We start from the raw sequence: 24,674 nt of genomic DNA, 5'->3' as shown, positions 1-24,674 counted from the left end.
CCATTCATCAACCTTAGCCTCAAAAACATTGAAAAATATACAAACAACCCGCCGCGACTTCCTGAAAGCCGCCGGCTTTACATCGCTGGGACTGGCCGTAGGTATTTCGGGCTTTACCAAAGATGCTACCCTGAAAAAGATCGCCCCGGCGGTTTTGAAACTGGAAATCAATCCTTTTATCATTATCGATACGACGGGGAATATCACGTTGGTGAACCCGCGTCCGGACATGGGGCAGGGATCAACACAAGCGGTGCCGTCGCTGCTGGCCGAGGAATTGGAAGTGAGCTTGGAAAAAGTGCTGATCGTGCAGAGCGATGGAAAAGGGAAATACGGGAGCCAGACTTCCGGCGGCAGCAGCTCCGTACGTGAGCTTTGGATGCCAATCCGCAAAGCTGGTGCGGCCGCTCGCGAAATGCTGACCACCACCGCTGCCAAAAGATGGAACCTGCCCGTAGCTGAATGCATAGCCGAAGACGGTAAGATTTGGCACAAGGCCAGCGGGAAAAGTCTTTCGTACGGCGAGCTGGCCGATGATGCTTCAAAGCTCGAAATTCCCAAAGAGCCTAAACTAAAAGACCCGAAGGATTTCACAATCATAGGAAAATACAACAAGCGCCTGGACGTGCCCGAACGCGTGACGGGTAAGGCAGTTTATGGCCTGGATGTAGATATTCCGGGAATGGTGTATGCTGCTATTGTGCATTCGCCAATGATCCACGGCAAAGTGACGTCGATCGACGATGTTGAGACTAAAAAAGTAAAGGGTGTTCTGCAGGTCATCAAGACCGAGCGAACTATGCCCCACCGAACTTCCGAGGCCGTTGCTGTGGTAGCTACCAATTGGTGGGCGGCATTGAAAGGCAAAAAAGCATTGAATATAAAATGGGATAATGCTGATTATGCCAAGACGGTCAATACGGCCAATTATTTTGCCGCTACCTATGAAGCTGCGAAGAAGGAGGGGGTGAATTTCGAGGAAAAGGGTGATTTCTCTGCCAAATATGCTACCGCCAAAGACAAGCTGGAATCGCATTACGAGACGCCATTTCTGGCACATGCGCCAATTGAGCCCGAGAATGCGGTCGTGCATGTGAAAGATGATGGTTCTGTCGAAATCTGGGCTCCGGTCCAGGGGCCCGACTGGGCATTACGGGATGTTTGCGGGTATCTGAAAGTCAAGCCCGAGCAAGTGAAAATCAACGTAACCTTGCTTGGTGGCGCATTTGGGCGTAAAGCCTATCACGACTTTCTATTGGAAGCTTGTCACATTTCAAGGGAATTGAAAAAGCCGGTGAAGGTGATCTGGACGCGTGAAGATGACATCAGCCAGGGCCCTTACCGCCCGGGAATGCTCAGCCATATGCAGGGATTCGTGGAAGATGGCAAAATCACCGGTTTTCATCATCATGCAATCGGAGAGTCGATTGTCGGACAGGTATTCAAAGGGTTGAAAGACGATGAGGCAGACCCCTGGCTGAGTGAGGAAATTAGTACGGCAAACAGCAAATATCAATTTGGTGCGGCATCCAAGATCAGTTGGACGAATGTGAAAACGGACATTCCGGTAGTTTGGTGGCGCTCGGTTTATGCTTCGAACTTCGGTTGGGGCCAGGAATGTTTCATCGATGAACTGGCGCATTTGGCCAAAAAAGACCCATTGAAAGCAAGGCTGGAAATCCTTCCGGACGAACGTTTTAAAAAAGTGCTTGATACACTTGCCGAAAAAGCCAATTGGAATGAAAAACTTCCCGCCGGCACAGGCAAGGGGATCGCGGTTTTTAAATCGTTCGGCAGCATTTCGGCTTGCTGTATTACCGTCTCTAAAAAAGACAATGGCGTGAAGATTGATAAAGTGGTGTCGGTGATTGACTGTGGATACTACGTCAATCCGGACAATGTCAAGGCGCAAACCGAGGGCAACATTGTAATGGGCATCACCGCGGCTATCAAGGACGGCATTACATTCACCAATGGCATTTGTGACCAAAGCAACTATCACCAGTTCAATATCATGCGTCTGAACGAAGCTCCCCAAATGGAGGTGCACATCGTCGACAGCGGTGCGGTTCCCGGTGGTGTAGGTGAGCCGGGGCTTCCGCCTGTCGCGCCGGCATTAGGCAATGCGATCTTTGCGGCTGTCGGCAAGCGGTTGTATAAACTTCCTTTTGATATTAATAACATCGCCTGACGCATGGCTTATGACGAGCGCGTGGCTAACCGCGTCCGTGAGGCGCTGGCGAATCAAGCCCTGGTAGAGGAACGGATACTCTTCCAGGGGTTAGCGTTTATGATCGGGGATAAGTTGTGTATTTGTGTGCGAAGTCAGGTGCTAATGTGCCGTATCGGTCACGAGCAGTACGAGGCTGCCCTCGAAATAAATGGCGTTGAGGCAATGATCCATAATGGCCGGTCGATGAAGGGCTATGTTTTTGTCAGTCCGCAGGCTTATGCTACACGCGAAGCATTTGACGGCTGGATACAAAAGTGTTTACATTTCAACAAGTTTGCCAAGTCGTCCAAGAAGAAGAAGAAGTAATGGAGCTGCTGTTGGTTGATCAAAAATACCAGTTGGAAAAGTTTCCGGGCAAGGGCGGCTGGACTTATGTGATTATTTCTGAAATCCCGCCCGAGCTCAAGAGGAAGTTCGGGATGGTGAAAGTCAAGGGGACGATAGATAATTATCAACTGCTGAGCTATAATCTAATGCCTATGGGGACCGGCCAGCTGTTTCTGCCGGTAAAAGCCGAAATCAGAAAGAAAATTGGGAAAAAAGAAGGTGATTGGGTGCACGTAATGCTTTACGCCGACGATAGCGCTTTGGGCATCCCGGAAGAGCTACTCGATTGCCTCAAAGACGAGCCAAAGGCTTACGAGAACTTTAAAAAACTTGGCGAAGGCGCTCAAAAAGAATACCGCGACTGGGTCTATGGTGCCAAAAAAGACGAAACCAAAATAGCCCGCATCACTAAAATGATCGATATGCTTACCCACGGGAAGCGACTGACAGGGGATCAGCCGATTTGACCGTGTAAATGTAAAAGCCCGATCGTCAAGGTCGGGCTTTTACATTGATAAAATCTAAAAAACTACTCAGCACCGTCAGTCTTGGCCCTTTGCACAGCATAACCACCAATTTTATGTCCCGAAGCCAATCCGACTTCGCAGTCGAAGCGGTAGTGGATCATACCGTAAATGCGTGAAACGGATGCTTCGGAAGCCATATCGTCAACTTCTTTCTTTTTGTCGGGGAAGATGTGCGCCAGTATTTCGGCCGCAGCCCCAGAGAAAGTGGAGTGGCCGGATGTGTAGGACGGAAAGTTCGGTAGTCCCACAGATGTCTTGACCTTGCTGCTCATCTGGTTTGGACGAGGATAGTAAAAATAATACTTCACATCCCAGCAGCAAATTCCGGCGTCCTGCAGGGTGGTACCCAGAAGCGCAAGCGTGCGAGCGGTGCGGACTTCGCTGTAATTGTTTTCATGGCAGAGCGAAGCGCCCTTCCTGTGCCAGTGTCCGGGAGGCGTATAACTGCCCACGCCGTCTGACCAGAAGCTTGCAATGCGCGCCTGTTCGCGGGTCTGGTTTTTGGCAATGTTAAGCAGCTCATTCATATCTTTCTGGAATGCAGGGCTGCCGATGGCCGGTGGCGCTTCAGGGCGAAGCGCTACTACCGTTGCCGAATCGAAATTCCAGGTTTTTACAAATCCATAAGTAGGAAGCATAGGCGGTCGTGGCGGGAATTCCTGGCTTACCCAAGGTTCATCGATGCCAATCTTTCGCGCATTGGCGATCATCGCGGCGGTTTGAGCCTGGTTGTTGGCTGCCCCCATCTTGTCGGTACGTGCGCGGGCCATTATTTTGGCTCCAACTGCTTTTCCAAGATCCGAACCGGCTAAAATATCGCTCTCGACATTCATCCCCGCCCACGTTCTGCTGCTTTTATGCTCAGCAAGTTTGGCATCCAGATAGGCCACTTCACCGGGGAACATCGCTTTCAGGATAACCACAGAGGCCTCTGCTACCACGGCATCTTCCGACGGATAGGAAGGCAGCTCGCTTACGGGCAGCAAAGTTTTAATCGAAGTGTCGTTTTTCGAAGGGGCTTTTCGGTTGTATTTGAACTTATAATTCCATGCGGTCACCAGCGCGTCGTACTGTGCCACGCTCAGGTATGCCAGCGCGCGCGCTGTGTAAGGCGGGTTGGCAAATGGGAATTTTGGGTCTTTCAACGGGTTGGCAGCATCGGGCACAGGGTATTTACCCTCCGCGTTGGAGGCGGGAGGAGTGTTGTAGCGTGCTGCAAGTTCGCGCCCGATCTCATTCCAACGGTACACAGCTCCCGCTCCCCAGTAGTTCACCTGTTCGCGTTGCTGAGGTGTAGTGGCATCTGCCGCCTCTTTCAGCTTTTTGAGCTCGGCTTTATATTCATCCGAAGAAATGGCCTTTGGTTCTGCAACGGCAATTTCGCTCGATGATGCGAGCACATAAGGTTTCCAGGTGCCGGCTCTTTCATCCAGGCTGGATGGTGTGTTAATGCCTGCGGTAGGCTCGTCGACGGTCTTTGAACACGACCAAAGCATGATCACCGATAGCATCGGAATTATCAGGCGAGTGATGGCGTGTCGGATAAATATATGGTTGGATTTCATTGTATTCCTATTTGAAAATTAGTTTTTAGCTTCTTTGGCATAGCGGAACTGGTAAAGAACACCAATTGAGTATGTGGTGCTCTGGCCTACATTGCGCCCCTCGATCACATGCGAGGCGCGCGCGTTGACACCGATGTTTTTGGGCTGGAATTTGGCATACACACCCACTACCGTCGATTTCATATTGTTAGTCGGGAACGGCATATCGTTGCGACGGATATTATCACCGCCATCACAAGCGCCGTATTCGACGAATCCTTCGGCCTGAATCGCTTTTTTGAGATAACCCAACCTTGCCGACGCGTCGTAGGCATTAGGTGGGGAAACTTTGTTGGTGTTGTACAACTTGTCGTCAGCCTGGTAGGAGTCGCGGTCGATGGTGATTTTGCTGCGGAAAATGTAGCTGCCCGAAGCGGTCAGATAAATGCCGCTTTTATGGCGGTAGCTGGCCAAAAGGCGTGCAGTTGCGGTTTTACATTGCATTCCAATAGACATAGGCATAAAATCCGGAATGTAATTAGTCAGCGGGATTGATCCGCCTCCAATCGCATGCAGCGAGAAGCCCGATTTGTTGAAAAAGCGGTATTTGAGCCAAAGAGAAGCGTCCTGAACACCCTTATGCCATTTCAGGTTTCCAGCACTTGCCTGCGTCCAGATGTAAGGCACGGCGATAATGGCATTGAGGTTTTTGGTGATACCCACAGCCAGCATGGGCATTACGCTTTGTGTGGTGTGGGTACCGATGTTCAGGTTTTCTCGTTTTAAAGAATTTTCCCAATACTGGTCCCAGGAGCTGTGCGTGTAACTGACAGCGAGACATGCTGTTTTCTTGCCCATATAAATAGCATCATTGGGCATTTGGGCGTAAACAGCGGGAATCGAGCCGGCCATTGTCAGCAGCGAGACGAGCACGCGCAGCCCTTTTTTATGTAAAGAATATATCATAGGATTACATGTTAGTGAGTTGTGCACCTGCCAATGCAGACGCTAAATCGTATTGCATAGCGCTGTTTGATCAGGCTATATTCCCGGTCATTAATCATTATGGTTCGGGGCAATTCTTAGCAGCGTTCTGGCGGTGGAGAGGCCAGCAAGCTCTTGAATGAATGATAATGTGTTGCGGCGAAATGAATGTATGAAGTAATAAATCGTCCCTGGGCACTGTCTTCATACGGGAAGGAAAATTTCTGGTTACCAGCAATGTAGACCTTTAATAGGCTGCCAAGGAGCTCGACCGCCTTTTCATAAGGATTTTCAGGCGCATCGGTTTGCGGGTCGTTGAGAAGCTGCATCGCATTGGCAAGCTCGAAAAAATGATCACGCGCCGCCTCATTGGACTGAAGCGTCACATACAGCGTATCGTTCTCGTGCAACACACCGGTTGGATTGTAGAATTGGCCATCGTGCCTCACCAGTCCCTTTATATCCTCTGTTATTTCAAGGTTTCCCGAATAGGGGAGAGACGGCAGGTACATTTTCAGCACGCGCGACTCAGAAGGGACGCTGGCGGATGCGATTTGGTAGTCTTTTTCAAATAAAAGAACGGCGAAGCTAAGCCCAAACACATTGTAGAGCAGCAGTAAGAATAACCCTATCGACACGATTCTTCTCAATTCTGAAAGAGGATTTATAACCAAATGTAATCATTTTAGGTACATATAAGCAAGGACCTGTAAGATCAATAACCGGCTGGGTTTCTGCAAAATATCGTAACCGAAGGTTAATTAATGTAGGATGAATGTGCTATTTATTTGGATTTCAGGTAGGTGAGTGAAATGTGTTAATCTAATGAGCCGTGAAATTTGCTAACTTGATCGGCACAACATTTGATCTGTACACCATGCGCGCCTATCATGCTTTGTTTCAGCTAAAAAAGAGGCTACTGATAGTCCTCTTGCCGCTATGCTGCGGATTTTTGCAGGATACATCGTTTAACCAAAAGGATTTTGAAAAACTTAAACCCATTGTCGGAACCTGGCTAAATAAACGTGAACGCGGCGACATATATGAAACCTGGATGCGTAAAAGTGAGAAGGAGTTCGCCGGAATGAGCTACACACTGACCAATGCGGACACGACACCCCTTGAAAAGGTGCGGCTTTACATCCAGGGCACCGAGATCGTTTACGCGCCGGTTGCCGCAGGACAGAACGGGGATAAGGAAGTGCTTTTCAAACTGAAATCCATCAAGGGTAACCGCTTTGTGTTTGAAAATCTGCATCACGATTTTCCCAAGCGCATTGTTTATGATTTCAAATCAGGCGATTTGCTTTTTGCCTACATCGAAGGCGAAGTGAATACAAAATCTCGCAGGGTCGATTATCCCTACAAACGAATACATTAACCAATCACCAACACCATGAAAAGATCACAAATCGTACCCATGCCACAGTTTTTTGACAGATATATTAACCTGATCGAGGACATCGACCTTTTTGAGGGCTTTGAAAACTACGCGCCTGATCATGTATTTGCCGAAACACAGGCACTGGCGGCATTGGGCGATCGGGTTTATGCGGAAGGTAAATGGAGTATCAAAGACATTTTACAGCATGTGATCGACAATGAGCGGATCATGGCATACCGGGCGCTTCGTTTTTCAAGAAATGATAAAACACAGTTGCCAGGCTATGACGAGGCGATCCTGGCCGCGAATACCATTGCCAGCCATAGAACCGTCAACGATTTGATGGACGAATTCCGGGAAGTCCGGCGCAGCACAATAACCTTGTTTCGGAATATGGATCAGACGATGCTAACGAACCCAGGTAATGCAAACAATACTGAAATATCGGCGCTCGCCTTAGCCTTTGTGATCCTTGGGCACCCAGTGCACCACATGAATGTAGTCCGTGAGCGTTATTTTCCACTGCTTTAAACGCCGGCAACTTGGCTGAGCGCCTCTTCTACTTTGGTCACCGGTAACTGGCAGGTTTTATCATAACAAACGTAAATCGCGGTTTTGGCATTGATTTCCGTCCTGTTGGCTAGAAGCGGCAGGGTGGAGTAAGTGCTTGTGCCCATAACAATTTTGTTGGGTACAAAGAAGCGGTCGAAATCCTTGCGAATAGCATCCGCATCAGCACCGACTATCGCAATTTCGGCCGTAGGCACCGCGCGCTGGCAATAGAGGGCGGCCCAGTTGGTTACCCACTGCACGTCGGCCAGCAGCAGCTTCGTCATTTTGGAAAGCATGTTGTCGGCAACTTCGATATAGTCGCTACGGTCCAGCATTTTGCCCAGAACATACAGATTATGGGCCATCATCGAGTTGGAGGCGGGAATAACGTTATCGAAAAGCTCTTTTTTACGCGCAATTAATACTTCGCCATATGCATCGGTAAAATAGAAGAAGCCTTCTGATCGGTCGAAAAAGTTGCTAAGCGTATAGTCTGCCAGTTGCTGCGCTTTGAGCAGCCAGTTTTCGTCAAAAGTAACCTGATAGAGGCCCAGGTAGCCTTCAATGACAGCCGCATAGTCTTCCAGAAAGCCGGTTACGGTGGCTATTCCGTTTTTATAACTGTGTTTGAGGGTGCCTCCGTCTGTCATTTTTTCCGACATGAAGTGGCCAGTAGCAATGGCCAGGTTGCGGATTTCTTCACGGCCTAATGCGCGGTAGCAATCGGCAAGGCCTTTGATAAGCAATCCGTTCCAGGAGGCCAGAATTTTATCGTCAAGTCCGGGTCTGATTTTTCCCCGCCTTTTCTCTGCCAATTTGGTTAATGCATTGGCATACAATTGCGGAAAGTCATTTGACTGGATTCCTGCGGTCCTGGCCGCATGTTCGGCAGGCTCTGTCAGGTGCAAATGGTTAAAACCGTGTTCCCAGTTACCGTGTCTGGATATTTTATAAAGTTTTGAAAACCAATCAAAATCCTCTCCGAGCGTTTCTTTAAGCTCAACCTCGGTCCAGATATAAAATTTACCTTCGATGCCCTCGCTGTCCGCGTCCAACGCAGAAAAGAAACCTCCATCGGAGCTGCGCATTTCATCGGAAAGCCATTGAATGCTCCGCTCGATGCGGTTTGCATAAAGCGGGCTCTTGGTGAGTGAATAGGCTTCGGCATAAACGCTCAATAGTTGCGCGTTGTCATAAAGCATTTTCTCAAAATGGGGAATAAACCAGTCCTCGTCGACAGAATAGCGTGCCCAGCCACCCCCGACGTGATCGTAAATGCCTCCCAGTGCAATCCGGTTCAATGAAAGTTCTACCTGCGCCAATGCCTCCGGGTTTTGGCTGAGATCAAAATAGCGCAGCAGAAACTTGTAAATGGAAGGCATCATGAATTTAGGTGCGCGGTCCATCCCGCCTTTTTGAGTGTCGAAATGCCTTTGCAATTGCTCGAACATCAAGTCGAGGTCGTCGGTATTAAACGGCCCAGTAGCATGTTCGAGCCCGTATTTCTGGCTTTCGGAGGCGATCATGTTTTCTACAAAACCTTCTGCAGAGCTCGCCAGCTCGTCATAATGATCTGTAAATGCCTTGTTGATGCTTTTGAGAAGCTGGACCCAGTTTTGTGGCGGCAGGTAAGTTACCCCATAAAAAGGCTTCGTATCGGGCAGCAGAAACACGTTTAACGGCCATCCTCCACGTACACCCATAGCCTGTACGGCATCCATATACACCGCGTCCACATCGGGCCGCTCTTCCCGGTCGACCTTAATGCAAACGAAATACTGGTTCATGAGCTGCGCGATGGGCTCTTTTTCAAAGCATTCGCGTTCCATCACATGGCACCAATGGCAGGCCGAATAGCCAATACTGACCAGAATAGGCTTGTTTTCGCTTTTAGCTTTGGATAATGCTTCCTCGCCCCAGGGATACCAATCGACAGGATTGTGGGCGTGTTGAAGTAGATATGGGCTGGTTTGCTGGCTAAGACGGTTCATAATAGTGAGGTGGCTATTGCAGGATCACCACCTTTTTGATGACAGTTCGGTTACTGGTCGTAAACCGGGCAAAATATATGCCAGATGAAAGTTTGGGTAATGTAATGGTTGTCGTCGTTTCGCCGGCGAAGGCTTTCAGCTTTTGTTGGCGAAAGGTTTGGCCCTTGGTATTGGTCAGAGCAAAATCGACATCTGTCACACCGCTCACACCGGCCAGAGATACCCTGAGCTCCGAGGCGGCGGGATTTGGATACACGTTTACAAAATCAAGGGAAGGCTCGATGCCATTTACATTGTCGCTTAGATCGAATTTACAGAGGAAAACTTCCTTGCCTTTCATGGTAATGTTCCGCGCCCAGTTCTGGTAAGACACCGTGATTGATGTGGTCGCATTATCTGCCGCATAAGGATTTTGCGCCGCTATCAGGATACTCCCGTCTTTTACAATCCCGCGCCAAACCGGGTTTTGTTGTTCCATATTATCCCGTGCCGACATAGGTATGACGAGTTCATAGTCGCCTTCAAGCATTTCCTTAAATTGCGACAACCGGTAAAGCCCGTAAATAAAATGCTCGTAAGGCCCGTAGTTTTCTTGCCGGTCGCTTGGGAGAAACGGGTTTTCCCAAATCCACAATCCTTTCGCGCCAGAAAAGAAGGGGAATATCGCGGTCGCCTCGGCCATGAAATCGGTGATCATCGGCGTGTTTGCATCGTAGCTGTCGTGCACGCGTAACCAGAGGAAGGGAATGATGGGCTTGTCGCTCCAGGCCGCATTAGATTCGATGGAGAACAACAAATAGGAGAGGTAATCTTTACCAATCGGATGGTCGTAGCCGTAATAGTAATAGGGTGAAGGGGAAAGAAAATCCATTGCATTGTAAAAGCTGCCACCGATCTTGCCTGCATTGTCCTGTGTAAGGTAATGCGTGCGGGCAAGATTGGTCGTCCAGTCCTGCCAGCTATTGGTGGTGATATTCAGCCAGGTGTTGCGGACAGGGACGTCGCTGTAACTTGTAACCGATGCTTTCACACCTTTTGCCCAAAGCCGGTTGATCGCTTCGGTGTACCACCAGCGTATATCACGCTTGTATGTTGCAAGGAAGTCGGCATCCGAAAGGTTCCGGTAGCTTTGCGGGATCTGGCCGTTGGTTTTCAAGGCAAGAATGTCACGGTCTTCGCGCTGCATGCGCTCGATGTCCAGACACACGACATCTACATCCGTAACAGATGCCGCAAATGCATCCCAGTAGCTGCGGTAAGCCGCAGTATCGTTTCCCCACGGGCTGCGAAGGGCGTTGTCGGCCCAGGGCTGGTTACCACTTGAAGTGGCTACACCGTACCAGAGGATTGCGCGCTTGCTGGCGGGTAATGAGCCTGGTTCCGGGCCGCTAAATGCTGCAAGGTGGCTGAAACCGTGTTTTAAAGGCTGGGACTGAGTATCCCCAAACCTTGGGCCACTGTAAATGATTTTAAATGGCAGCGAGAATTCGGGAAACTTGGCCCACTCGATGTTGTTGTTGGTGGCGACCGGGTTTAGTACATAACCGGGCTGACAATTCTGGCTATAAGTATTGAATGAGCCAAGCCATAAACTTGCTAAAATGCTGAAAAATGCCTTTAAGTAGATGTTTGTATAGTATGCCATAAGATTTGACCAGACAAATTCGTTACTTTTGCAATGTCGCCAATTTCACTTTTCCAGGGCGCGCAGCCCGGGACGCTCCGTTCCGAAAGTACCGGCGCCGACCTTCCAGCACAGTTGAAATTGCCTTGAAACGTAAAATACAATCAACATGAAACGATTACTCCTATTTGTTCCAGTCCTGTTTTTATCGCTTTTGATACTGAGCTGTAAGGACAAAGATAATGAGGAAACGCCGCAGCCGACAGGAAAGAGTAAAATACTGGTCAATTATCCATGGCGGATGTCTTCGGTGACAGATTTGTCGGGAAAAGACATTCCCGAAAACCAGTTGGATACCGAGACAAAGGGTATCAAGCAGATGGATATCCAGTTCCAGCAAAATGCAACCGTTCGGGCTTTCGATCAAAAATCCAGCCAGGTGATCAATGGAGGAACGTGGAGCCTGACCAACGAAGAGAAGGTGCTGGATATTAAGATCATAGGTTTCTCAGGCGAATTCGGTCTGGAAGAGCTGACCAACAGCAAAATGACACTCAAACGCAAAATGACCGTGAATGGAGTAGAGCAGGATGCCTTAATGGTATTCCAGCCTGTAATCAAGTAACTGGTGGTGCGATATACAATTTGTTTGGAAAAGCGACGGATAAAATCTGTCGCTTTTCTTATTTTGTGCAAATTTCTTTGAATGAAAAAGAATATCCCCTCTATAATCAATGCCTGGTGCATGTACGACTGGGCCAATTCGGTGCATGCATTGGTAATCGTTTCCAGTATTTTCCCGGTGTATTTTAGTGCCACGGCTTTAAGCGCCTCAGGCACTGCGGATGTCAATTTTTTTGGGATGCACATCAAGAGCTCGGTGCTATTTTCTTACACCGTTTCAATTTCTTTTTTGATTACCGCACTGCTGGTGCCGATTTGCACGGCAATTGCCGATTTTACGGGTAAGAAAAAGCGGTTTATGCAGTTTTTCTGCTACACGGGAGCGGTGAGCTGTATGTTGCTGTACTTTTTTACCAAAGAGACATTAATCTCCGGCATATTCCTTTTTGGTCTCAGCCTGGTCGGTTGGAGCGGCAGTATTGTCTTCTACGACTCTTACCTACCCGAAATTGCGACTGAAGACCGTTTTGACCAATACAGTGCCCGGGGTTTCTCGCTGGGTTATTTGGGCAGCGTTTTGCTGTTACTTTTTAACCTCAGTATGATCCTTGCGCCGCAGTTTTATGGCATTACACAAAAGTCGCTGCCCGCGCGGATATCGTTTTTTACTGTTGGATTATGGTGGATATTGTTTGCTCAAATCCCATTCTACTACCTGCCGTCGGGGAATGCCGGCAAAGAAAAAAGCGGGAACTGGATCTTCCACGGTTTTAAAGAGCTGAGAAAAGTGTACGGACGCCTGCGCGAGCAGCCTTATCTGGCAAAATTTCTAAGCGCATTCTTTATTTATACCATGGGTTTGCGGACAGTCATGTATGTAGCCACCATCTTTGGGGCGACGGAATTGAAGCTGCCTTCCCAGAGTCTGATTATAACGGTATTACTGATCCAGTTGGTTGGGATAGCCGGATCTTACACATTTGCCTGGTTATCGGGAAAAATCGGTAACATTTATGCTTTGATGATCGGCGTAGCGATCTGGATCGGCATTTGTACCGGCGCATATTATACCACCGAAGCCATGGAATTTTATGCGATCGCCTGTACTGTAGGTATGGTCATGGGAGGTATCCAGTCGCTGTCGCGCTCTACCTATTCCAAACTGATCCCTGAGAATATAACAGATACCGCATCTTATTTTAGCTTTTACGATGTGACTGAAAAGCTTGCGATTGTGATTGGAACATTCATTTACGGGACTGTGGAGTACATGACCGGCAGCATGCGCAATAGCATTCTGGCTTTGCTGATAATATTTGTGATCGGACTGATACTGCTATACCGCATTCCGTCACGGAAAGTCTACCACTTCGAATTGGATCCTAACGAAAATTGATTTAATATCGCGGCACAAGAAAGGATGTTAGCTCAGCTGGTTCAGAGCGCCGCCTTGACAGGGCGGAGGTCAGCGGTTCGAACCCGCTACGTCCTACTGATTAAAGCGCCTGTTTATCATTGGATATGCAGGCGCTTTCGCTTTACGCGTCAAGTCCGTCAGATTGTCTTCATGCTCCTCCCCTTAAAGCTGATACTTTATAGCTGGTCGTATAATAGTTTTAATAACCGAAGTTTTATTGTTATTTTAAAAAGATCGATGTCTGAATAGACCCATCTGTCAGCATTGCTTTTATTTGATTCTGAAATACTCTTCGTTTATGTTAGAATTAACGGAGCGCCAATGGGCGCTATTCGATTTTGTGAAGGAAATGCATGGTGAGCAGAAACGTAAATACACTGGTGCACCCTATTACACCCATTTGCTTAGTGTGGCCGACCGTGTAGATCAATTTCGGTCCAGCGGATACGAAACTGAGATTGCCCTTTGCCATGATCTGATCGAAGACACAGAATGCTCACTGGCTGATCTTTCATCCAAATTAATGAGCCTTGGTTACCATATCGATGAAGACGAAGTGATTCTGGCCGGAGTTGACGATCTGACCGACAAGTATACCCACCAAAAATATCCTTCCTTAAACCGGGCGCAGCGGAAAAAACTGGAAGGCGCGCGCATCATCGGGTCCAGGCCAATCGCACAAACTGTCAAATACGCCGATATCATTGATAATATGTTATCGTTGGCTGAACACGATCCGGGCTTTGCCCGTGTGTATGCGCGTGAGGTAGATGGCTATCTGTGGAAAATCAACCAGGGGAATCAGGAATTATACGTGACGGTTTGCGATCTGTTGAAGGATGTAAAAGCGAAACTAGGGCTTGAAATGGAGTAAGTTGATGTTAGCTTCGGGGAGCGTAGTACTGTCGGATCACTCACTGGTCAACGAGAAGTTTCATAAAAAATGCCCCCAAGAAGTGTTTAACTTTTGGGGGCAATGTTCAATGGCATGCTTTGCTGTAAGAATTGCTCTTAAAGCGTACGTTTCACTTCGCGTAGCTCGAAACTTTCGATAATGTCGCCGATTTCGATGTCGTTGTAGTTTTTGATGCTCAAACCACATTCGTAACCGTTTCTTACTTCCTGAACGTCGTCTTTGTAGCGTTTCAAGGAGTCGATCTCACCGGTGTAAAGAACGATACCATCACGTACTACGCGAATTTTGTTGTTACGTTTCACATAACCATCCGTTACGTAGCAACCTGCGATCGTACCTATGCGGCTGATTTTGAATACTTCGCGAATCTCAATATTTCCGGTAATGATTTCCTCGATGGTTGGAGCCAACATACCAGTCATCGCATCCTTGATCTCTTCGATAGCCTGGTAGATTACCGAATAGTGGCGAATTTCGATCTGATCCTGCTCGGCCATTTTCTTCGCATTCGAAGAAGGACGAACCTGGAATCCGACGATAATCGCATCAGAAGCGATTGCAAGGTTGACATCCGATTCGGAAATCTGACCTACCGCCTTATGAATGATATTCACTTGAACTTCCGAAGTCGAAAGTTGCAGCAATGAATCGGAAAGTGCTTCTACCGAACCATCCACGTCACCTTTAACGATCAGGTTCAACTCGCGGAAGGTACCAATTGCCTTACGACGACCAATTTCTTCCAGTGTAATGTGCTTGCGAGTCCTGATCGACTGCTCGCGCTGGATTTGCTCGCGTTTGGTGGCGATGTCACGCGCGTCACGTTCGTTTTCGAATACGTTGAAGCGGTCACCTGCCTGCGGCGCGCCATTCAATCCTAAAAGTTGCACCGGCATGGACGGACCCGCTGTTTTGAGCTTTCTCCCCAAATAATCGGTCATCGCTTTTACTTTACCAAAGTGCGCACCAGCCAATACCACATCACCCACTTTCAATGTACCGGTCTGAACCAAAATGGTTGTTACATATCCGCGTCCTTTATCAAGCGACGCTTCTACGACAGTACCTAATGCACGGCGGTTGGGATTGGCTTTCAGGTCGAGCAATTCGGCTTCGAGCAATACTTTTTCAAGCAACTCGTCTATACCCAGGCCTGATTTGGAAGAAATTTCCTGGGTTTGATATTTACCACCCCATTCTTCTACCAGCAAGTTCATATTAGCAAGCTCTTCACGAATCTTCTCTGTGTTCGCACCTGCCTTATCTACTTTACTAAATGCAAATACAATCGGTACGCCGGCAACTTGTGCGTGGTTGATTGCCTCGCGTGTCTGCGGCATGACGCTGTCGTCTGCGGCGATCACGATGATAACAACGTCGGTTACTTTCGCTCCACGGGCACGCATCGCAGTAAATGCTTCGTGACCCGGTGTATCGAGGAATGTTACCTGTTTACCGGTTTTGGTTTTTACGCTATATGCACCGATGTGCTGGGTAATACCTCCGGCCTCACCACTTGCTACGTTTTCCTGACGGATGTAGTCAAGAAGTGATGTTTTACCGTGGTCAACGTGACCCATGATGGTGACGATCGGCGCTCTTTCTTTCAGGCTTTCTTCATCATCCACTTCTTCCTGAACGTCATTCTGCACTTCTTCTTCGGCCGAAATGAAGGCCACTTCGAAACCGAACTCATCGGCAATGAAGGTAATGGCTTCCGCGTCGAGGCGCTGGTTGATGGATACGAACATTCCCATGCTCATACAAACCGAGATTACCTCCTGAACCGTCACGTCCATCAGGGATGCGAGGTCGTTTGCCGAGACGAATTCGGTTACGCGCAATACTTTTGTTTCCTCATCTCCGAAGCCGTTTGGATCGTTCTGATCTCCACGGTCGCGGCGACGGGCGCCTTTTCCTCTGGCCGTACCTTTGGTGTTACCACCGCCCATACGTGCCATTGTCGCCTTGATATTGCTTGCCACTTCCTTGTCGGAAACTTCTTCGCGTCTGCCGCCTCTGCGGTTATTAGTATTATTGGTATTTCCGCTGCGGTTGCCGGCACCTTGTGCTGGTCTGGACTGTCCACCTTGCTGATTACCACTCTGAGGTGTACCTGGCGTATTAGGACGGCTGCGATTTGCGTCGGTGGTAGTTCCCGTGCCTGCTGCCGTGTTAGTGTTAGCGCTTGCGTTTGCGTTTGCGTTTGGAGTCGCATTTGCATCAGCAGGGCGGTTTTCTCCCGGAGTTGCTGAGCCGTCACGGATTCTTTTTCTTTTTCTGCGGCGTTTTTTGTCAGCAGATGTATCGCTGGATGCAACCGGATCTTTCTTTTTAGCTTTATCCGAAGGCAGCTCAATTTTTCCAACTACTCGTAGTCCTCTGAGCTGCTCACCACGTGCTTCGATCAGCTGTGATTCACCGGAAGGCGCGTCGCTTGTGCTGGTCGTTTCCGCGGGTGCCGGTGTTTCCGCAACCGGCGCTGTTTCTTTCACTTCAACCTGTGGTACAGGCTTGGTTTCAACAGGTTCTGGCTGGCGCGGCTCTTCTTTTACCGGAGCTTCCGCGATAGGTGAGGCAGGTGCCGGAGTGGGAACCACTTCTTTCACAGGCACCTCCGCCGGAGTTTCCTTCACAGGTTCAGGTAGGCTTGCTACCGGTTTGATTTCTTCTTTTTCAACAGGTGCAGGCTCAACTTTCGGGGCTTCGGTAATTATTTCCTTGGGAGCTTCCACTTTCGGTTGCTCAGCAGGTTGCTGAACTACCGGCCGTTTTGCGTCCAGATCGATTTTCCCTACCACTTTGATGCCCGGCAATTTATTTTCAAAAGCAGGTTGTGGCTCAGAGGCGGAAGGTTTTTCTTCTACGACTGGCTTTTCTTCGGCTTTCGCTGTATTACGGAAATAAAGAATTCCTTCAACGTCGCTTTTCACTTTGTCCTCCTTGGGTTCAATCGGCGCTTCCACTGGAGCAGGAGTTGGCTTGTAAGTTAAAGAAGTTTTTAACTCATTCGATTTGAAGTCCTTGGCAAGAAACTCAATTTGATCGGCATTAATTTTGGTGTTGGGATTACTTTCCACCTTATACCCCTTGGCAGACAGATGATCCACGATCGTAGTAATACCCACGTTGAGGATCCGTGCCACTTGGCTAAGGCGCATCATTTTATCTTCTGCCATATTAGCAATTTAGTAGAATAAGGTTTTGCATTGGTTGTGGAGCCGCTTGGCAGCTCCACGGATTAATATTATTCAAATTCTTTTCGAAGGATATCGAGAACTTCTTCAACTGTTGCTTCTTCCAGATCGGTCCTTCTCACAAGTTCTTCCTTATTGAGGGCCAATACGCTTTTGGCAGTATCGAGTCCAATCTTATGGAGCTCATCAATGATCCACTCGTCGATTTCATCCGAGAATTCCGTCAGATCGACATCTTCATCGTTTTGTTCTTCGATATCGCGGAATACATCAATTTCCATTCCAACCAGCTTGCCGGCAAGCTTGATATTCTGCCCGCCTTTACCGATGGCTAATGAAACCTGGTCGGGTTTGAGAAACACCGATACGCGCTTTGCGTCCCGGTCGATTTGCATGGAGCTTACTTTCGCAGGACTCAATGCACGGCTGATCAACAGTTCGAGGTTGTCGGTGTAATTGATAACGTCGATATTCTCGTTACCCAATTCACGGACAATTGAATGGATCCGTGAGCCCTTCATACCTACGCACGCACCCACCGGATCGATCCTGTCGTCATATGATTCAACCGCAACTTTCGCACGTTCCCCTGGTTCACGAACAACTCTGCGGACAGAAATAATTCCATCATAGATTTCCGGAATCTCCACTTCAAATAGTCGTTCCAGGAAGATAGGAGACGTTCTGGAAAGCGTGATCTTGGGTGATCCGTTGTTCATTTCCACTTTATGGATCACCGATTTTACCGATTCTCCCTTGCGGAAGCGGTCTTTCGATATTTGTTCCGTCCGTGGCAGCGAGAGCTCATTACCCTCAGAATCAACGATAATGACTTCGTGGCGCAGTGTTTGATAAACTTCCCCGGTGATCATTTCACCTACCTGATCCTTGTATTTTTCATACATGATCTCTTTTTCCATATCCTTGATCTTCTGGATCAGGGTTTGGCGGGCAGTTTGTACAAGACGGCGACCAAATTCTACGAGTTTTACTTCCTCTGCTACTTCTTCACCTACCTCGAAATCGCTCTGGATTTTGCGGGCCTCTGCTAGTGGTATTTTATTGTATTCCCAGATATCCTCGGAGTTGTCGTCGACGATTTCACGTGTACGCCACATCTCAAGGTCACCGCTTTCCGGGTTAATGATCACGTCAAAATTATCGTCGGTGCCATATTTCTTGCGAATCATTGTACGAAATACTTCTTCCAAAACACCAATCATCGTAGGACGATCAATGTTCTTGGAGCTTGCGAACTCCGCGAATGACTCAATTAATATTCCGCTATCCATTGCTATGTTAAAGAATATTTGCTGATACTAAGTTAGACATATTATATAATTGATCACAACCCGAAAATGCGAATCCGGCATTGCAAAGCTATTTAAAAGAGATTTCGATCAACGATTTCGCAATATCTTCCAGGTTGATCTGCCGTATAAGCGATGCCTCGTCTACCGGTGTTTTCGTTTTTTTCTTTGGGGCCGGAAGCTGGATAGTGATATTTTCTTCACCTGCCTCCGTCAGTTGGCCTTGTAGCACTTCTCCGTTTTTTAGTGTGATTTTAAGATTTCTGCCCAAGTTCTTCCGATACTGGCGTGGTAGCGACAATGGCTGATCCAGACCGGGCGAGGAGACTTCCAATGTATAAGCCTCGGTAAAAACTTCGAGATCTTCGAGCTGCTTGGCGAGCCTGCGACTAATCGAGGTGCACTGCTGGATGGTAATGCCTTCGTCGCTGTCGACGAGAATGGTTACTTTTTGGCTTGCTTTGGAAGGTTTAATCGCTATGTCCACCAGAAAACAATCACCATCTTCCAAAAGCGGGGCCAATAAAACTTCTAAATTTTCCTTTACGGTCATGTATGAGCTATACAAATAAAAAAGGGGTTCAGAACCCCTCAATCAATCGATCAAAATAGAATTGTATGCAAATATAAAACTTTTATATCATTTCTACAAACATGGAAGGAAGTCTTCCTAATCGATGCCGATCACCTATTTTTACAAAAAAATGCTATTCTGAATCAATGAAGGGGATTAACAAGTTTCTGTGGTTTTTATATCAATGCTTTGTATGCTATACCCTGCTGGTTTACGCGCTGATTCTTTTCGTCCCCTTTGATGGCTGGCTGGCAGGGTTTATGATGATGTCTTTCCCGGTGGTGGTGGTCATCCATTTGATATCGGTGCCGGTCTGGTTTCTGCTGGGAAGGAAAAAGGCCATCCTGCCTTTTATGATGTTTCTGATGGCAGGCTTGTTTCTCTCGCGGACCTACGGGTTCAAGGGCTCCGGTGAAGGGCCGCCTAAGATGGAAAAAGGGGAATTTTCGGTCATGAGTTACAATGTACACGCATTTCAGCCGAGCCCTATGGCTACTAAAACCGTGGCTCAGCAAGAGGTTCGGGCTATGAAAACCTGGATCATCAATAGTGGAGCTGACGTGTTGTGTATGCCTGAATATTATGACCGCGATGGAATCAAGTCAAATTCAGGCGATTTCTTTCGGCAGAAGGGCTATAGATATGCGAGGTCTTTTAATTTCAGCAAGCCCAGATACGATTATAGAGGATTGGTGATTCTGTCGAAGTTTCCGATCGTGGCCTCCCGTGACACGATATTTGAAGCTCAAAACGGCATGATCCAGGCAGATGTCAGGATTGGAAAAGACACAGTACGTGTTATTGGACTGCATTTATATTCGATGACACTGGGTCTGAGCAAGCTGGTAAGTCAAAAACAGATGGACGGCATCGAAAGTGAAGGGCGGGTCACGTTTAGGAAAATGAAGAATGGTTTTTCAAAAAGATCCGGGGAATTTGAGCGGTTGAAGCGATGGGTGGATCAGTCTCCGTACCCCGTGATTGTTTGCGGTGATTTCAATGAGGTCCCGTACAGCTACATTTACGGGACGCTTAGAAAATCGCTCGCGAACAGCTTTGAAAAGAAAGGCTCCGGCTTTGGATTTACTTTCAACCACCTGCCTTACTTTATACGCATTGATCACCAATTTTTCAATGCTGCACGCCTGGACCTTTCGCACTTCAAGACCTTCTCAAAAGTGAAGTTCTCCGACCATTATCCGATCATGGGTACTTATGTAGTAAAATAGGGCTCCAAGCGAGCCTTATTTTTTAATATTTGATACCAAGGCTATCGAGCTCATGGATGGAGACCGTAGGCGGAAATATGCCTCGATCCAGCTTTTCCTTGACGAGCCCGCCGGTTTTTGCTGCTTGCTGTTCTGTGGCAAACCCGTTTGTGCCCGGTAGACCAGGTATCACCTTCTGCTCGATCACCGGAACAGTATCCTGGCGGATCAGGTATCCCCAGCCATTTTCGACCCTGATTGTTTCTACTTTGAAACGGGAAAGGCCTTCGCCGCCCGGATTTCCATTCTGCCCCTTGAAGAACAGAAAGTAAATCGCGGCTGCGAAGGCCAGTACTACGATGATCAGGATTCTGCTGTATTTGCGGATCACAGATCGTCGTCGTCGTTAATTGCTTGTGTAGGATCAAAGCCCCAGAAGTCGTCGGTACCGCCGCCGCTTCCCAGTGAGCTACCTGTTCCCAGGTAACCGATCTTACCTACTACAAAGCCACCTGCAAAACCTCTCTGGGTAGGGAATGGAGCCCTTTCTGTCCAGCTGTTTGCACCTGGATCGTATTCCCAGACATCCGATCTTCCTTCTCCGCCAACGATGTAAGATTTACCATCGATCACGAACGCAAGTCCGTAAGCACGTGCAGGGAAATTATCCTCGTCAAAATTATCAGCAAAATCAACACGGGTCCAGTTGCCAGCGCCGCCGTTACCGGCCGGATCGAAGCTATATATATCTTTAAATGAGGTTCCGGTGTTGCTTTTACCGAAGCCTACATAAGCTTTGTCGCCAATGGTGAACGCAATAGAGCCAGTCCTTTTACCTCCCTTGAAAGTGGCCATTTCGGTCCACTTGTCAGTGGTCGGGTTGTATTCGTAGAAATCCTGGTAGTAGTTGCTGCCGTTAAAGCCAAGACCTACATAGGCTCTGTCATTGACAACAAAAGAAGTTGCAAACTGGCGGGTCCCGCCACCAAAATCGGCAACAGCATCCCATTTGTTAGTAGCGGGATCGTATTCGTAAAAATCTTTTTTATAGCCATTATCGACCGTAAGCACGCCATCGTAACCACCGCCCACGTAGGCTTTGCCTTTCAAAACGAAGGCAGTCGCATTGTTACGGCCTGTTCCCGGGAATGGTTGTACTTGCGACCAGGTTTGTCTTTCGGCGTTGTAAGCCCAAAAATCTTTTACCCGGGCAACAGTTTCGTTTGTATAACCTGTACCAATGTAACCTACGCTACCAATCACAAAACTCACTGCGTTGGTCCGTATCGATCCTCCGAAGCTTGGTAGATCTTTTCTGAACCAGTTTCCGAGTTTTTCATCTTCATCTTTGTCGCCACAGCTCATTTGAACCAACGAGGTAGATGCGATAAGAAGGGCTAACGAGGTCTTTTTTAAGGTATTAAACATGAAATTATAGTTTGACGAATTGTTACAAATTAAATAATGAGAATTATGAGCGCTTGCCGGATTGTCCACCTGTATCTGATGTGACAGGTTCACCCGCAACTTAAATTTTTTGCAAACATAACATCTTGATACTGCTAAGTAAAATAATCAGAAATTTTTTGTCCAAAACTTTATTCCGCCAGTTACTCTCAACGTGTATCGGGTTACAATGTTGCGCGGCGAGTGCCGCCATCAATTCCAGGATGCATTCCAACCACAAATGGTTGAAAATACTCCCTACACTTTTACGTTTCTTACCTGGTTTGCCACTATTCGGATGCATGTGGCGTAACTGATGGAAAGCCAATTTAAACTCTGTACGTTTGCATTCCGTTTTTTGTTGCAGGGGAGATTTTAGTTTCTTATTTGTCCGAAATCGTAGAATCGTGTTGTAATTAAGTTTGCAACTGATATTTTTGCACTTTTTACTGTTCTTGCTCTAAATGAAATTTAACTCTTACTCCTTCGGGGAGTCATCAATAGTCTTCAAGCTTCTGATCATAATTGGATTTGCGTTTTCGCTCACGGCATGTGAATGGGGGGATGAAATCAAATCACTCTCACAGCCCGACGCGGACGATTTCGCCGTTTTGCATACTGATACCGTTACGATCCAGCTCTCAACGATCGGGACTGATTCGATTATGACGGGAGGCGCGCCGCGGATGCTATTCGGAACTTACAAAGATCCCTATTTTGGTAAAGTCAGGGCGATGAACTTCTTTCAGCCTACCGTGGAAAGCGGCGTGAGTATTGCGCAGGAAGCGGAGTACGATTCACTGATCTTATCCCTCAGATATGACAACTCATATAGTTACGGGGACACTACCAAGCCGATGAACCTGACTGTCTACAAGCTTCTTGCTGACATTCTGGATAAAACCTCTTACTGGAATCATAACTCGACTGCTTACGATCCGACTCCTATCGGTAAAAAGACCATTGTTCCCAGACCGACCACTACACAGTTATTCCAGGTTAGATTGTCGGATGCGATCGGAAAGCAGGTTTTTGAGATGGCCAAAAATAACCAGCTCACTTCTAATACCGACTGGATTAATGTCGTAAAAGGATTGGTGATGATGCCCGCTACTACTGACAACGGGCCGGTAATTGGCTTCAAGTGGGGAATTGACAGTAGCTCCGTGCAGCTTCACTATCACACACCCTCGGTGAGCGAGTACAAAAAGGATTCAACCATATTCAAGATTACCGCGTCATACAATCAGATTGTGGCGGACCCGGCGGGAACGCAGCTAGCTAAAATTCCGGCCAACAAAAGATTGTCGTTGCCGTCGGCACAGTCGGGCAATTTAGCTTTCATGGAGGCGGGAACAGGCATTATGATGCGGGTGGATTTGCCTTACCTCAGGTATTTTAAAAGCACCCCGTATACGGCCATAAACAAAGCAATTTTGCGTGTGAAACCAGTTAGAGCCTCGATCACTGACTTTTTGCGTGTCCCTCGGGTGCTGTATATTTACCGGGTTGACAAGAATAATCAGTTCTATACCGACGGAAACGGCGCGCCGTTGCCCGTGTACATGCTCGGTGGTACGACTCCCGTATTCAGCACTTACAGAAAAGATCTGATCAAAAACGAGGAATACTACGAATTCGACATCAGCTCATACGCAACCGAAATTATGACCTCTGAGACGGGCGATGTTGGGGGACTTATCATTCGCAGCAGCCAATTCAGTTCAAGCGGTTCATATCGCGATGCTGGTACCGAATACAGTATGAGTGTGGACCGCCTTGTGGTAGGAGACCAATTCAGCTCAGATAAAGGATTAGAGCTCAGTCTGTATTACACGAGGGTTAAGCCGAAATAGGCTTTTTAAAATATCGTAAAAAGGGGCAGGCAGAGATGCTTGCCCCTTTTTAGTTACATAATCACTCCGTGCTTTGGTAATATCTTTTCGGGGATTTTATCCGCTGCGATCAGTTGGAGCAAATTGATTTCGATGTTCCGTGACAGGGAGGTCATGGGGATGTCGTTCGGCCCGTTTTCAAAAGGATTTTGCAATATATAGGCGATCCATTCCACGTAAAAGAAAAGGAAAGAAATCGTGAATGTAATCGGGATAGCAATGCGGCCGATGCTTTCTACCAGGCCCATGGGAAGCACCAATGTGAAAATAAAAATCACCAGGTGAACAAAAAAGCTGTATTGGGTTGGAAAGATGGTGTTCTTGATACGTTCGCATTTCCCCATTGCATCGCAGAGCCGCCGCAGGGTATCGTCGATATTTTGGTAAAGAAGCGTTTTCATCTTACCGGAATCATGCAGTTCTGCCATTTTGAACTGAATCAGGTTCAGGATAGCATTGGGGATATTGTCCTGGGTGCTAATGTATCGGTGTTCCTCGGTGGTAAGGTACAAATCGGCGTAAACGAGCACCTGTGTCCGTCGAAGTGAATTGGCCAGGGAAAAGCACCAGGCGATCTGCAAATGGGCGATATTGGAAACCAGCAGCTCTTTTTCTGCTTTTTCCGCCTCAATGAATGCGATTGACTGCCGCACAAGCGTACGGCTGTCGTTGACAATCTCTCCCCAGCATTTGCGCGCCTCCCACCAGCGGTCGTAGGCCGAATTGGTCCTGAAACCCAGCAATAAAGAGAGTGCTGTTCCGAGAATGGTAGTAATGGAGATAGGAAAGGAGAGAAAATGCCAGTTCTGATAGCTAAAAAGGTAGAAAACCAGGGTTGCGTAGGCCGTTACCGCTACTACACCCACCCATATCCCCTTGAGAAGCCGCCAGATCGAAAAGACCTGTTTAACGTACATAAGT

At 47.8% G+C, this 24,674-nt stretch carries 21 protein-coding genes and 1 tRNA gene; 11 read left to right on the top strand and 11 right to left on the bottom strand.

From position 1 onward, the window contains the following. Nucleotides 1-28: 28 nt before the first annotated feature. The 3 genes from LZD49_RS32110 to LZD49_RS32100 are packed head-to-tail and all read left to right on the top strand — an operon-like array spanning nucleotide 29 to nucleotide 3,027. Nucleotides 29-2,191 (top strand): molybdopterin cofactor-binding domain-containing protein, encoded by a 2,163-nt coding sequence (locus LZD49_RS32110; RefSeq protein ID WP_234672315.1) that lies wholly within the window; start codon nucleotides 29-31, stop codon nucleotides 2,189-2,191. A gap of 3 nt (nucleotides 2,192-2,194) precedes the next feature. Then, on the top strand, nucleotides 2,195-2,539 hold the full coding sequence (locus tag LZD49_RS32105) for a TfoX/Sxy family protein (RefSeq protein WP_234672314.1): 345 nt from the start codon (nucleotides 2,195-2,197) through the stop codon (nucleotides 2,537-2,539). Then, nucleotides 2,539-3,027 carry a YdeI/OmpD-associated family protein gene (locus LZD49_RS32100; protein ID WP_234672313.1) on the top strand — a complete coding sequence of 163 codons (489 nt, stop codon included), beginning with the start codon at nucleotides 2,539-2,541 and terminating at the stop codon, nucleotides 3,025-3,027. The genes LZD49_RS32105 and LZD49_RS32100 overlap by 1 nt, the downstream gene beginning before the upstream one ends. Nucleotides 3,028-3,089: 62 nt before the next feature. Here LZD49_RS32100 and LZD49_RS32095 read toward each other — a convergent pair whose 3' ends face one another. The 3 genes from LZD49_RS32095 to LZD49_RS32085 all read right to left on the bottom strand — a co-directional run bounded on the left by LZD49_RS32095 (nucleotide 3,090) and on the right by LZD49_RS32085 (nucleotide 6,265). Then, entirely contained in the window at nucleotides 3,090-4,652 is a 1,563-nt protein-coding gene (locus tag LZD49_RS32095; protein WP_234672312.1) for a phosphatase PAP2 family protein, read from the bottom strand. Between the two features lie 18 nt (nucleotides 4,653-4,670). Next, on the bottom strand, nucleotides 4,671-5,597 hold the full coding sequence (locus LZD49_RS32090) for a hypothetical protein (protein ID WP_234672311.1): 927 nt from the start codon (nucleotides 5,595-5,597) through the stop codon (nucleotides 4,671-4,673). A 116-nt stretch (nucleotides 5,598-5,713) separates the two neighbouring features. After that, nucleotides 5,714-6,265 (bottom strand): hypothetical protein, encoded by a 552-nt coding sequence (locus tag LZD49_RS32085; RefSeq protein ID WP_234672310.1) that lies wholly within the window; start codon nucleotides 6,263-6,265, stop codon nucleotides 5,714-5,716. A gap of 182 nt (nucleotides 6,266-6,447) precedes the next feature. On the opposite strand from LZD49_RS32085, the gene LZD49_RS32080 reads away from it, so the two are divergent. Both LZD49_RS32080 and LZD49_RS32075 read left to right on the top strand, forming a co-directional pair. After that, nucleotides 6,448-6,996, top strand: coding sequence for a DUF6265 family protein (locus LZD49_RS32080; RefSeq protein ID WP_234672309.1), 549 nt, complete (start codon nucleotides 6,448-6,450; stop codon nucleotides 6,994-6,996). A 15-nt stretch (nucleotides 6,997-7,011) separates the two neighbouring features. Then, nucleotides 7,012-7,530: a DinB family protein gene (locus tag LZD49_RS32075; RefSeq protein WP_234672308.1), complete on the top strand. Its 519-nt coding sequence runs from the start codon at nucleotides 7,012-7,014 to the stop codon at nucleotides 7,528-7,530. Here LZD49_RS32075 and LZD49_RS32070 read toward each other — a convergent pair. Beyond that, on the bottom strand, nucleotides 7,527-9,542 hold the full coding sequence (locus tag LZD49_RS32070; RefSeq protein WP_234672307.1) for a thioredoxin domain-containing protein: 2,016 nt from the start codon (nucleotides 9,540-9,542) through the stop codon (nucleotides 7,527-7,529). The two genes, LZD49_RS32075 and LZD49_RS32070, sit on opposite strands and share 4 nt — an antisense overlap. A 13-nt stretch (nucleotides 9,543-9,555) precedes the next feature. Next, on the bottom strand, nucleotides 9,556-11,187 hold the full coding sequence (locus tag LZD49_RS32065) for a T9SS type A sorting domain-containing protein (protein WP_234672306.1): 1,632 nt from the start codon (nucleotides 11,185-11,187) through the stop codon (nucleotides 9,556-9,558). Nucleotides 11,188-11,335: 148 nt separating this feature from the next. On the opposite strand from LZD49_RS32065, the gene LZD49_RS32060 reads away from it, so the two are divergent. The 4 genes from LZD49_RS32060 (at nucleotide 11,336) to LZD49_RS32045 (ending at nucleotide 14,081) form a co-directional block, all read left to right on the top strand. Further along, nucleotides 11,336-11,791 carry a hypothetical protein gene (locus LZD49_RS32060; RefSeq protein ID WP_234672305.1) on the top strand — a complete coding sequence of 152 codons (456 nt, stop codon included), beginning with the start codon at nucleotides 11,336-11,338 and terminating at the stop codon, nucleotides 11,789-11,791. Between the two features lie 81 nt (nucleotides 11,792-11,872). Continuing rightward, nucleotides 11,873-13,186 (top strand): MFS transporter, encoded by a 1,314-nt coding sequence (locus LZD49_RS32055; protein WP_234672304.1) that lies wholly within the window; start codon nucleotides 11,873-11,875, stop codon nucleotides 13,184-13,186. Nucleotides 13,187-13,207: 21 nt separating this feature from the next. Continuing rightward, nucleotides 13,208-13,282: transfer RNA gene (locus LZD49_RS32050), tRNA-Val, on the top strand. Between the two features lie 223 nt (nucleotides 13,283-13,505). Further along, nucleotides 13,506-14,081, top strand: a complete 576-nt coding sequence (locus LZD49_RS32045; protein WP_234672303.1) for a metal-dependent phosphohydrolase — start codon at nucleotides 13,506-13,508, stop codon at nucleotides 14,079-14,081. A 137-nt stretch (nucleotides 14,082-14,218) separates the two neighbouring features. Here LZD49_RS32045 and infB read toward each other — a convergent pair whose 3' ends face one another. The 3 genes from infB to rimP all read right to left on the bottom strand — a co-directional run bounded on the left by infB (nucleotide 14,219) and on the right by rimP (nucleotide 19,183). Further along, the gene (gene infB / locus LZD49_RS32040) at nucleotides 14,219-17,302 is read right to left on the bottom strand and encodes a translation initiation factor IF-2 (RefSeq protein ID WP_234672302.1); all 3,084 of its coding nucleotides are present in this window, start codon (nucleotides 17,300-17,302) and stop codon (nucleotides 14,219-14,221) included. A 68-nt stretch (nucleotides 17,303-17,370) separates the two neighbouring features. Beyond that, complete coding sequence (gene nusA, locus LZD49_RS32035; RefSeq protein WP_234672301.1) at nucleotides 17,371-18,612, bottom strand: transcription termination factor NusA; 1,242 nt, start codon at nucleotides 18,610-18,612, stop codon at nucleotides 17,371-17,373. Nucleotides 18,613-18,700: 88 nt separating this feature from the next. After that, nucleotides 18,701-19,183 (bottom strand): ribosome maturation factor RimP, encoded by a 483-nt coding sequence (gene rimP / locus LZD49_RS32030; protein WP_234672300.1) that lies wholly within the window; start codon nucleotides 19,181-19,183, stop codon nucleotides 18,701-18,703. A 167-nt stretch (nucleotides 19,184-19,350) separates the two neighbouring features. Here rimP and LZD49_RS32025 point away from each other — a divergent pair, with 167 nt between their 5' ends. Beyond that, nucleotides 19,351-20,433 carry an endonuclease/exonuclease/phosphatase family protein gene (locus tag LZD49_RS32025; protein ID WP_234672299.1) on the top strand — a complete coding sequence of 361 codons (1,083 nt, stop codon included), beginning with the start codon at nucleotides 19,351-19,353 and terminating at the stop codon, nucleotides 20,431-20,433. A 22-nt stretch (nucleotides 20,434-20,455) separates the two neighbouring features. On the opposite strand, the gene LZD49_RS32020 is transcribed toward LZD49_RS32025, so the two are convergent. Together LZD49_RS32020 and LZD49_RS32015 are read right to left on the bottom strand one after the other, a co-directional pair. Beyond that, nucleotides 20,456-20,803, bottom strand: a complete 348-nt coding sequence (locus LZD49_RS32020) for a DUF4907 domain-containing protein (protein WP_234672297.1) — start codon at nucleotides 20,801-20,803, stop codon at nucleotides 20,456-20,458. Then, the gene (locus LZD49_RS32015) at nucleotides 20,800-21,840 is read right to left on the bottom strand and encodes a kelch repeat-containing protein (protein ID WP_234672295.1); all 1,041 of its coding nucleotides are present in this window, start codon (nucleotides 21,838-21,840) and stop codon (nucleotides 20,800-20,802) included. Before LZD49_RS32015 ends, LZD49_RS32020 begins: the two co-directional genes overlap by 4 nt. Before the next feature lie 482 nt (nucleotides 21,841-22,322). On the opposite strand from LZD49_RS32015, the gene LZD49_RS32010 reads away from it, so the two are divergent. Beyond that, a complete protein-coding gene (locus LZD49_RS32010; RefSeq protein ID WP_234672293.1) occupies nucleotides 22,323-23,714 on the top strand; it encodes a DUF4270 family protein in 1,392 nt (463 codons plus the stop codon). 53 nt (nucleotides 23,715-23,767) lie between these two features. On the opposite strand, the gene LZD49_RS32005 is transcribed toward LZD49_RS32010, so the two are convergent. Beyond that, entirely contained in the window at nucleotides 23,768-24,670 is a 903-nt protein-coding gene (locus LZD49_RS32005) for a bestrophin family protein (RefSeq protein WP_234672291.1), read from the bottom strand. Between the last annotated feature and the right edge of the window lie 4 nt (nucleotides 24,671-24,674).

Source organism: Dyadobacter sp. CY261 (genome assembly GCF_021440085.1).
Taxonomy (GTDB): domain Bacteria; phylum Bacteroidota; class Bacteroidia; order Cytophagales; family Spirosomataceae; genus Dyadobacter.
Note: the sequence above shows the minus strand (reverse complement) of the source record. Positions and strands in the feature narration are given on the sequence as shown.

Bases quoted from the DNA above. Each gene is read 5' to 3' on its own strand.
- LZD49_RS32070 (WP_234672307.1), bottom strand. From the start codon at position 9,542: ATGAACCGTCTTAGCCAGCAAACCAGCCCATATCTACTTCAACACGCC.
- LZD49_RS32045 (WP_234672303.1), top strand. From the start codon at position 13,506: ATGTTAGAATTAACGGAGCGCCAATGGGCGCTATTCGATTTTGTGAAG.
- infB (WP_234672302.1), bottom strand. From the start codon at position 17,302: ATGGCAGAAGATAAAATGATGCGCCTTAGCCAAGTGGCACGGATCCTC.
- LZD49_RS32055 (WP_234672304.1), top strand. From the start codon at position 11,873: ATGAAAAAGAATATCCCCTCTATAATCAATGCCTGGTGCATGTACGAC.
- LZD49_RS32090 (WP_234672311.1), bottom strand. From the start codon at position 5,597: ATGATATATTCTTTACATAAAAAAGGGCTGCGCGTGCTCGTCTCGCTG.
- LZD49_RS32015 (WP_234672295.1), bottom strand. From the start codon at position 21,840: ATGTTTAATACCTTAAAAAAGACCTCGTTAGCCCTTCTTATCGCATCT.
- LZD49_RS32095 (WP_234672312.1), bottom strand. From the start codon at position 4,652: ATGAAATCCAACCATATATTTATCCGACACGCCATCACTCGCCTGATA.
- LZD49_RS32010 (WP_234672293.1), top strand. From the start codon at position 22,323: ATGAAATTTAACTCTTACTCCTTCGGGGAGTCATCAATAGTCTTCAAG.
- LZD49_RS32105 (WP_234672314.1), top strand. From the start codon at position 2,195: ATGGCTTATGACGAGCGCGTGGCTAACCGCGTCCGTGAGGCGCTGGCG.
- LZD49_RS32100 (WP_234672313.1), top strand. From the start codon at position 2,539: ATGGAGCTGCTGTTGGTTGATCAAAAATACCAGTTGGAAAAGTTTCCG.
- nusA (WP_234672301.1), bottom strand. From the start codon at position 18,612: ATGGATAGCGGAATATTAATTGAGTCATTCGCGGAGTTCGCAAGCTCC.
- LZD49_RS32065 (WP_234672306.1), bottom strand. From the start codon at position 11,187: ATGGCATACTATACAAACATCTACTTAAAGGCATTTTTCAGCATTTTA.
- rimP (WP_234672300.1), bottom strand. From the start codon at position 19,183: ATGACCGTAAAGGAAAATTTAGAAGTTTTATTGGCCCCGCTTTTGGAA.
- LZD49_RS32060 (WP_234672305.1), top strand. From the start codon at position 11,336: ATGAAACGATTACTCCTATTTGTTCCAGTCCTGTTTTTATCGCTTTTG.
- LZD49_RS32005 (WP_234672291.1), bottom strand. From the start codon at position 24,670: ATGTACGTTAAACAGGTCTTTTCGATCTGGCGGCTTCTCAAGGGGATA.
- LZD49_RS32025 (WP_234672299.1), top strand. From the start codon at position 19,351: ATGAAGGGGATTAACAAGTTTCTGTGGTTTTTATATCAATGCTTTGTA.
- LZD49_RS32075 (WP_234672308.1), top strand. From the start codon at position 7,012: ATGAAAAGATCACAAATCGTACCCATGCCACAGTTTTTTGACAGATAT.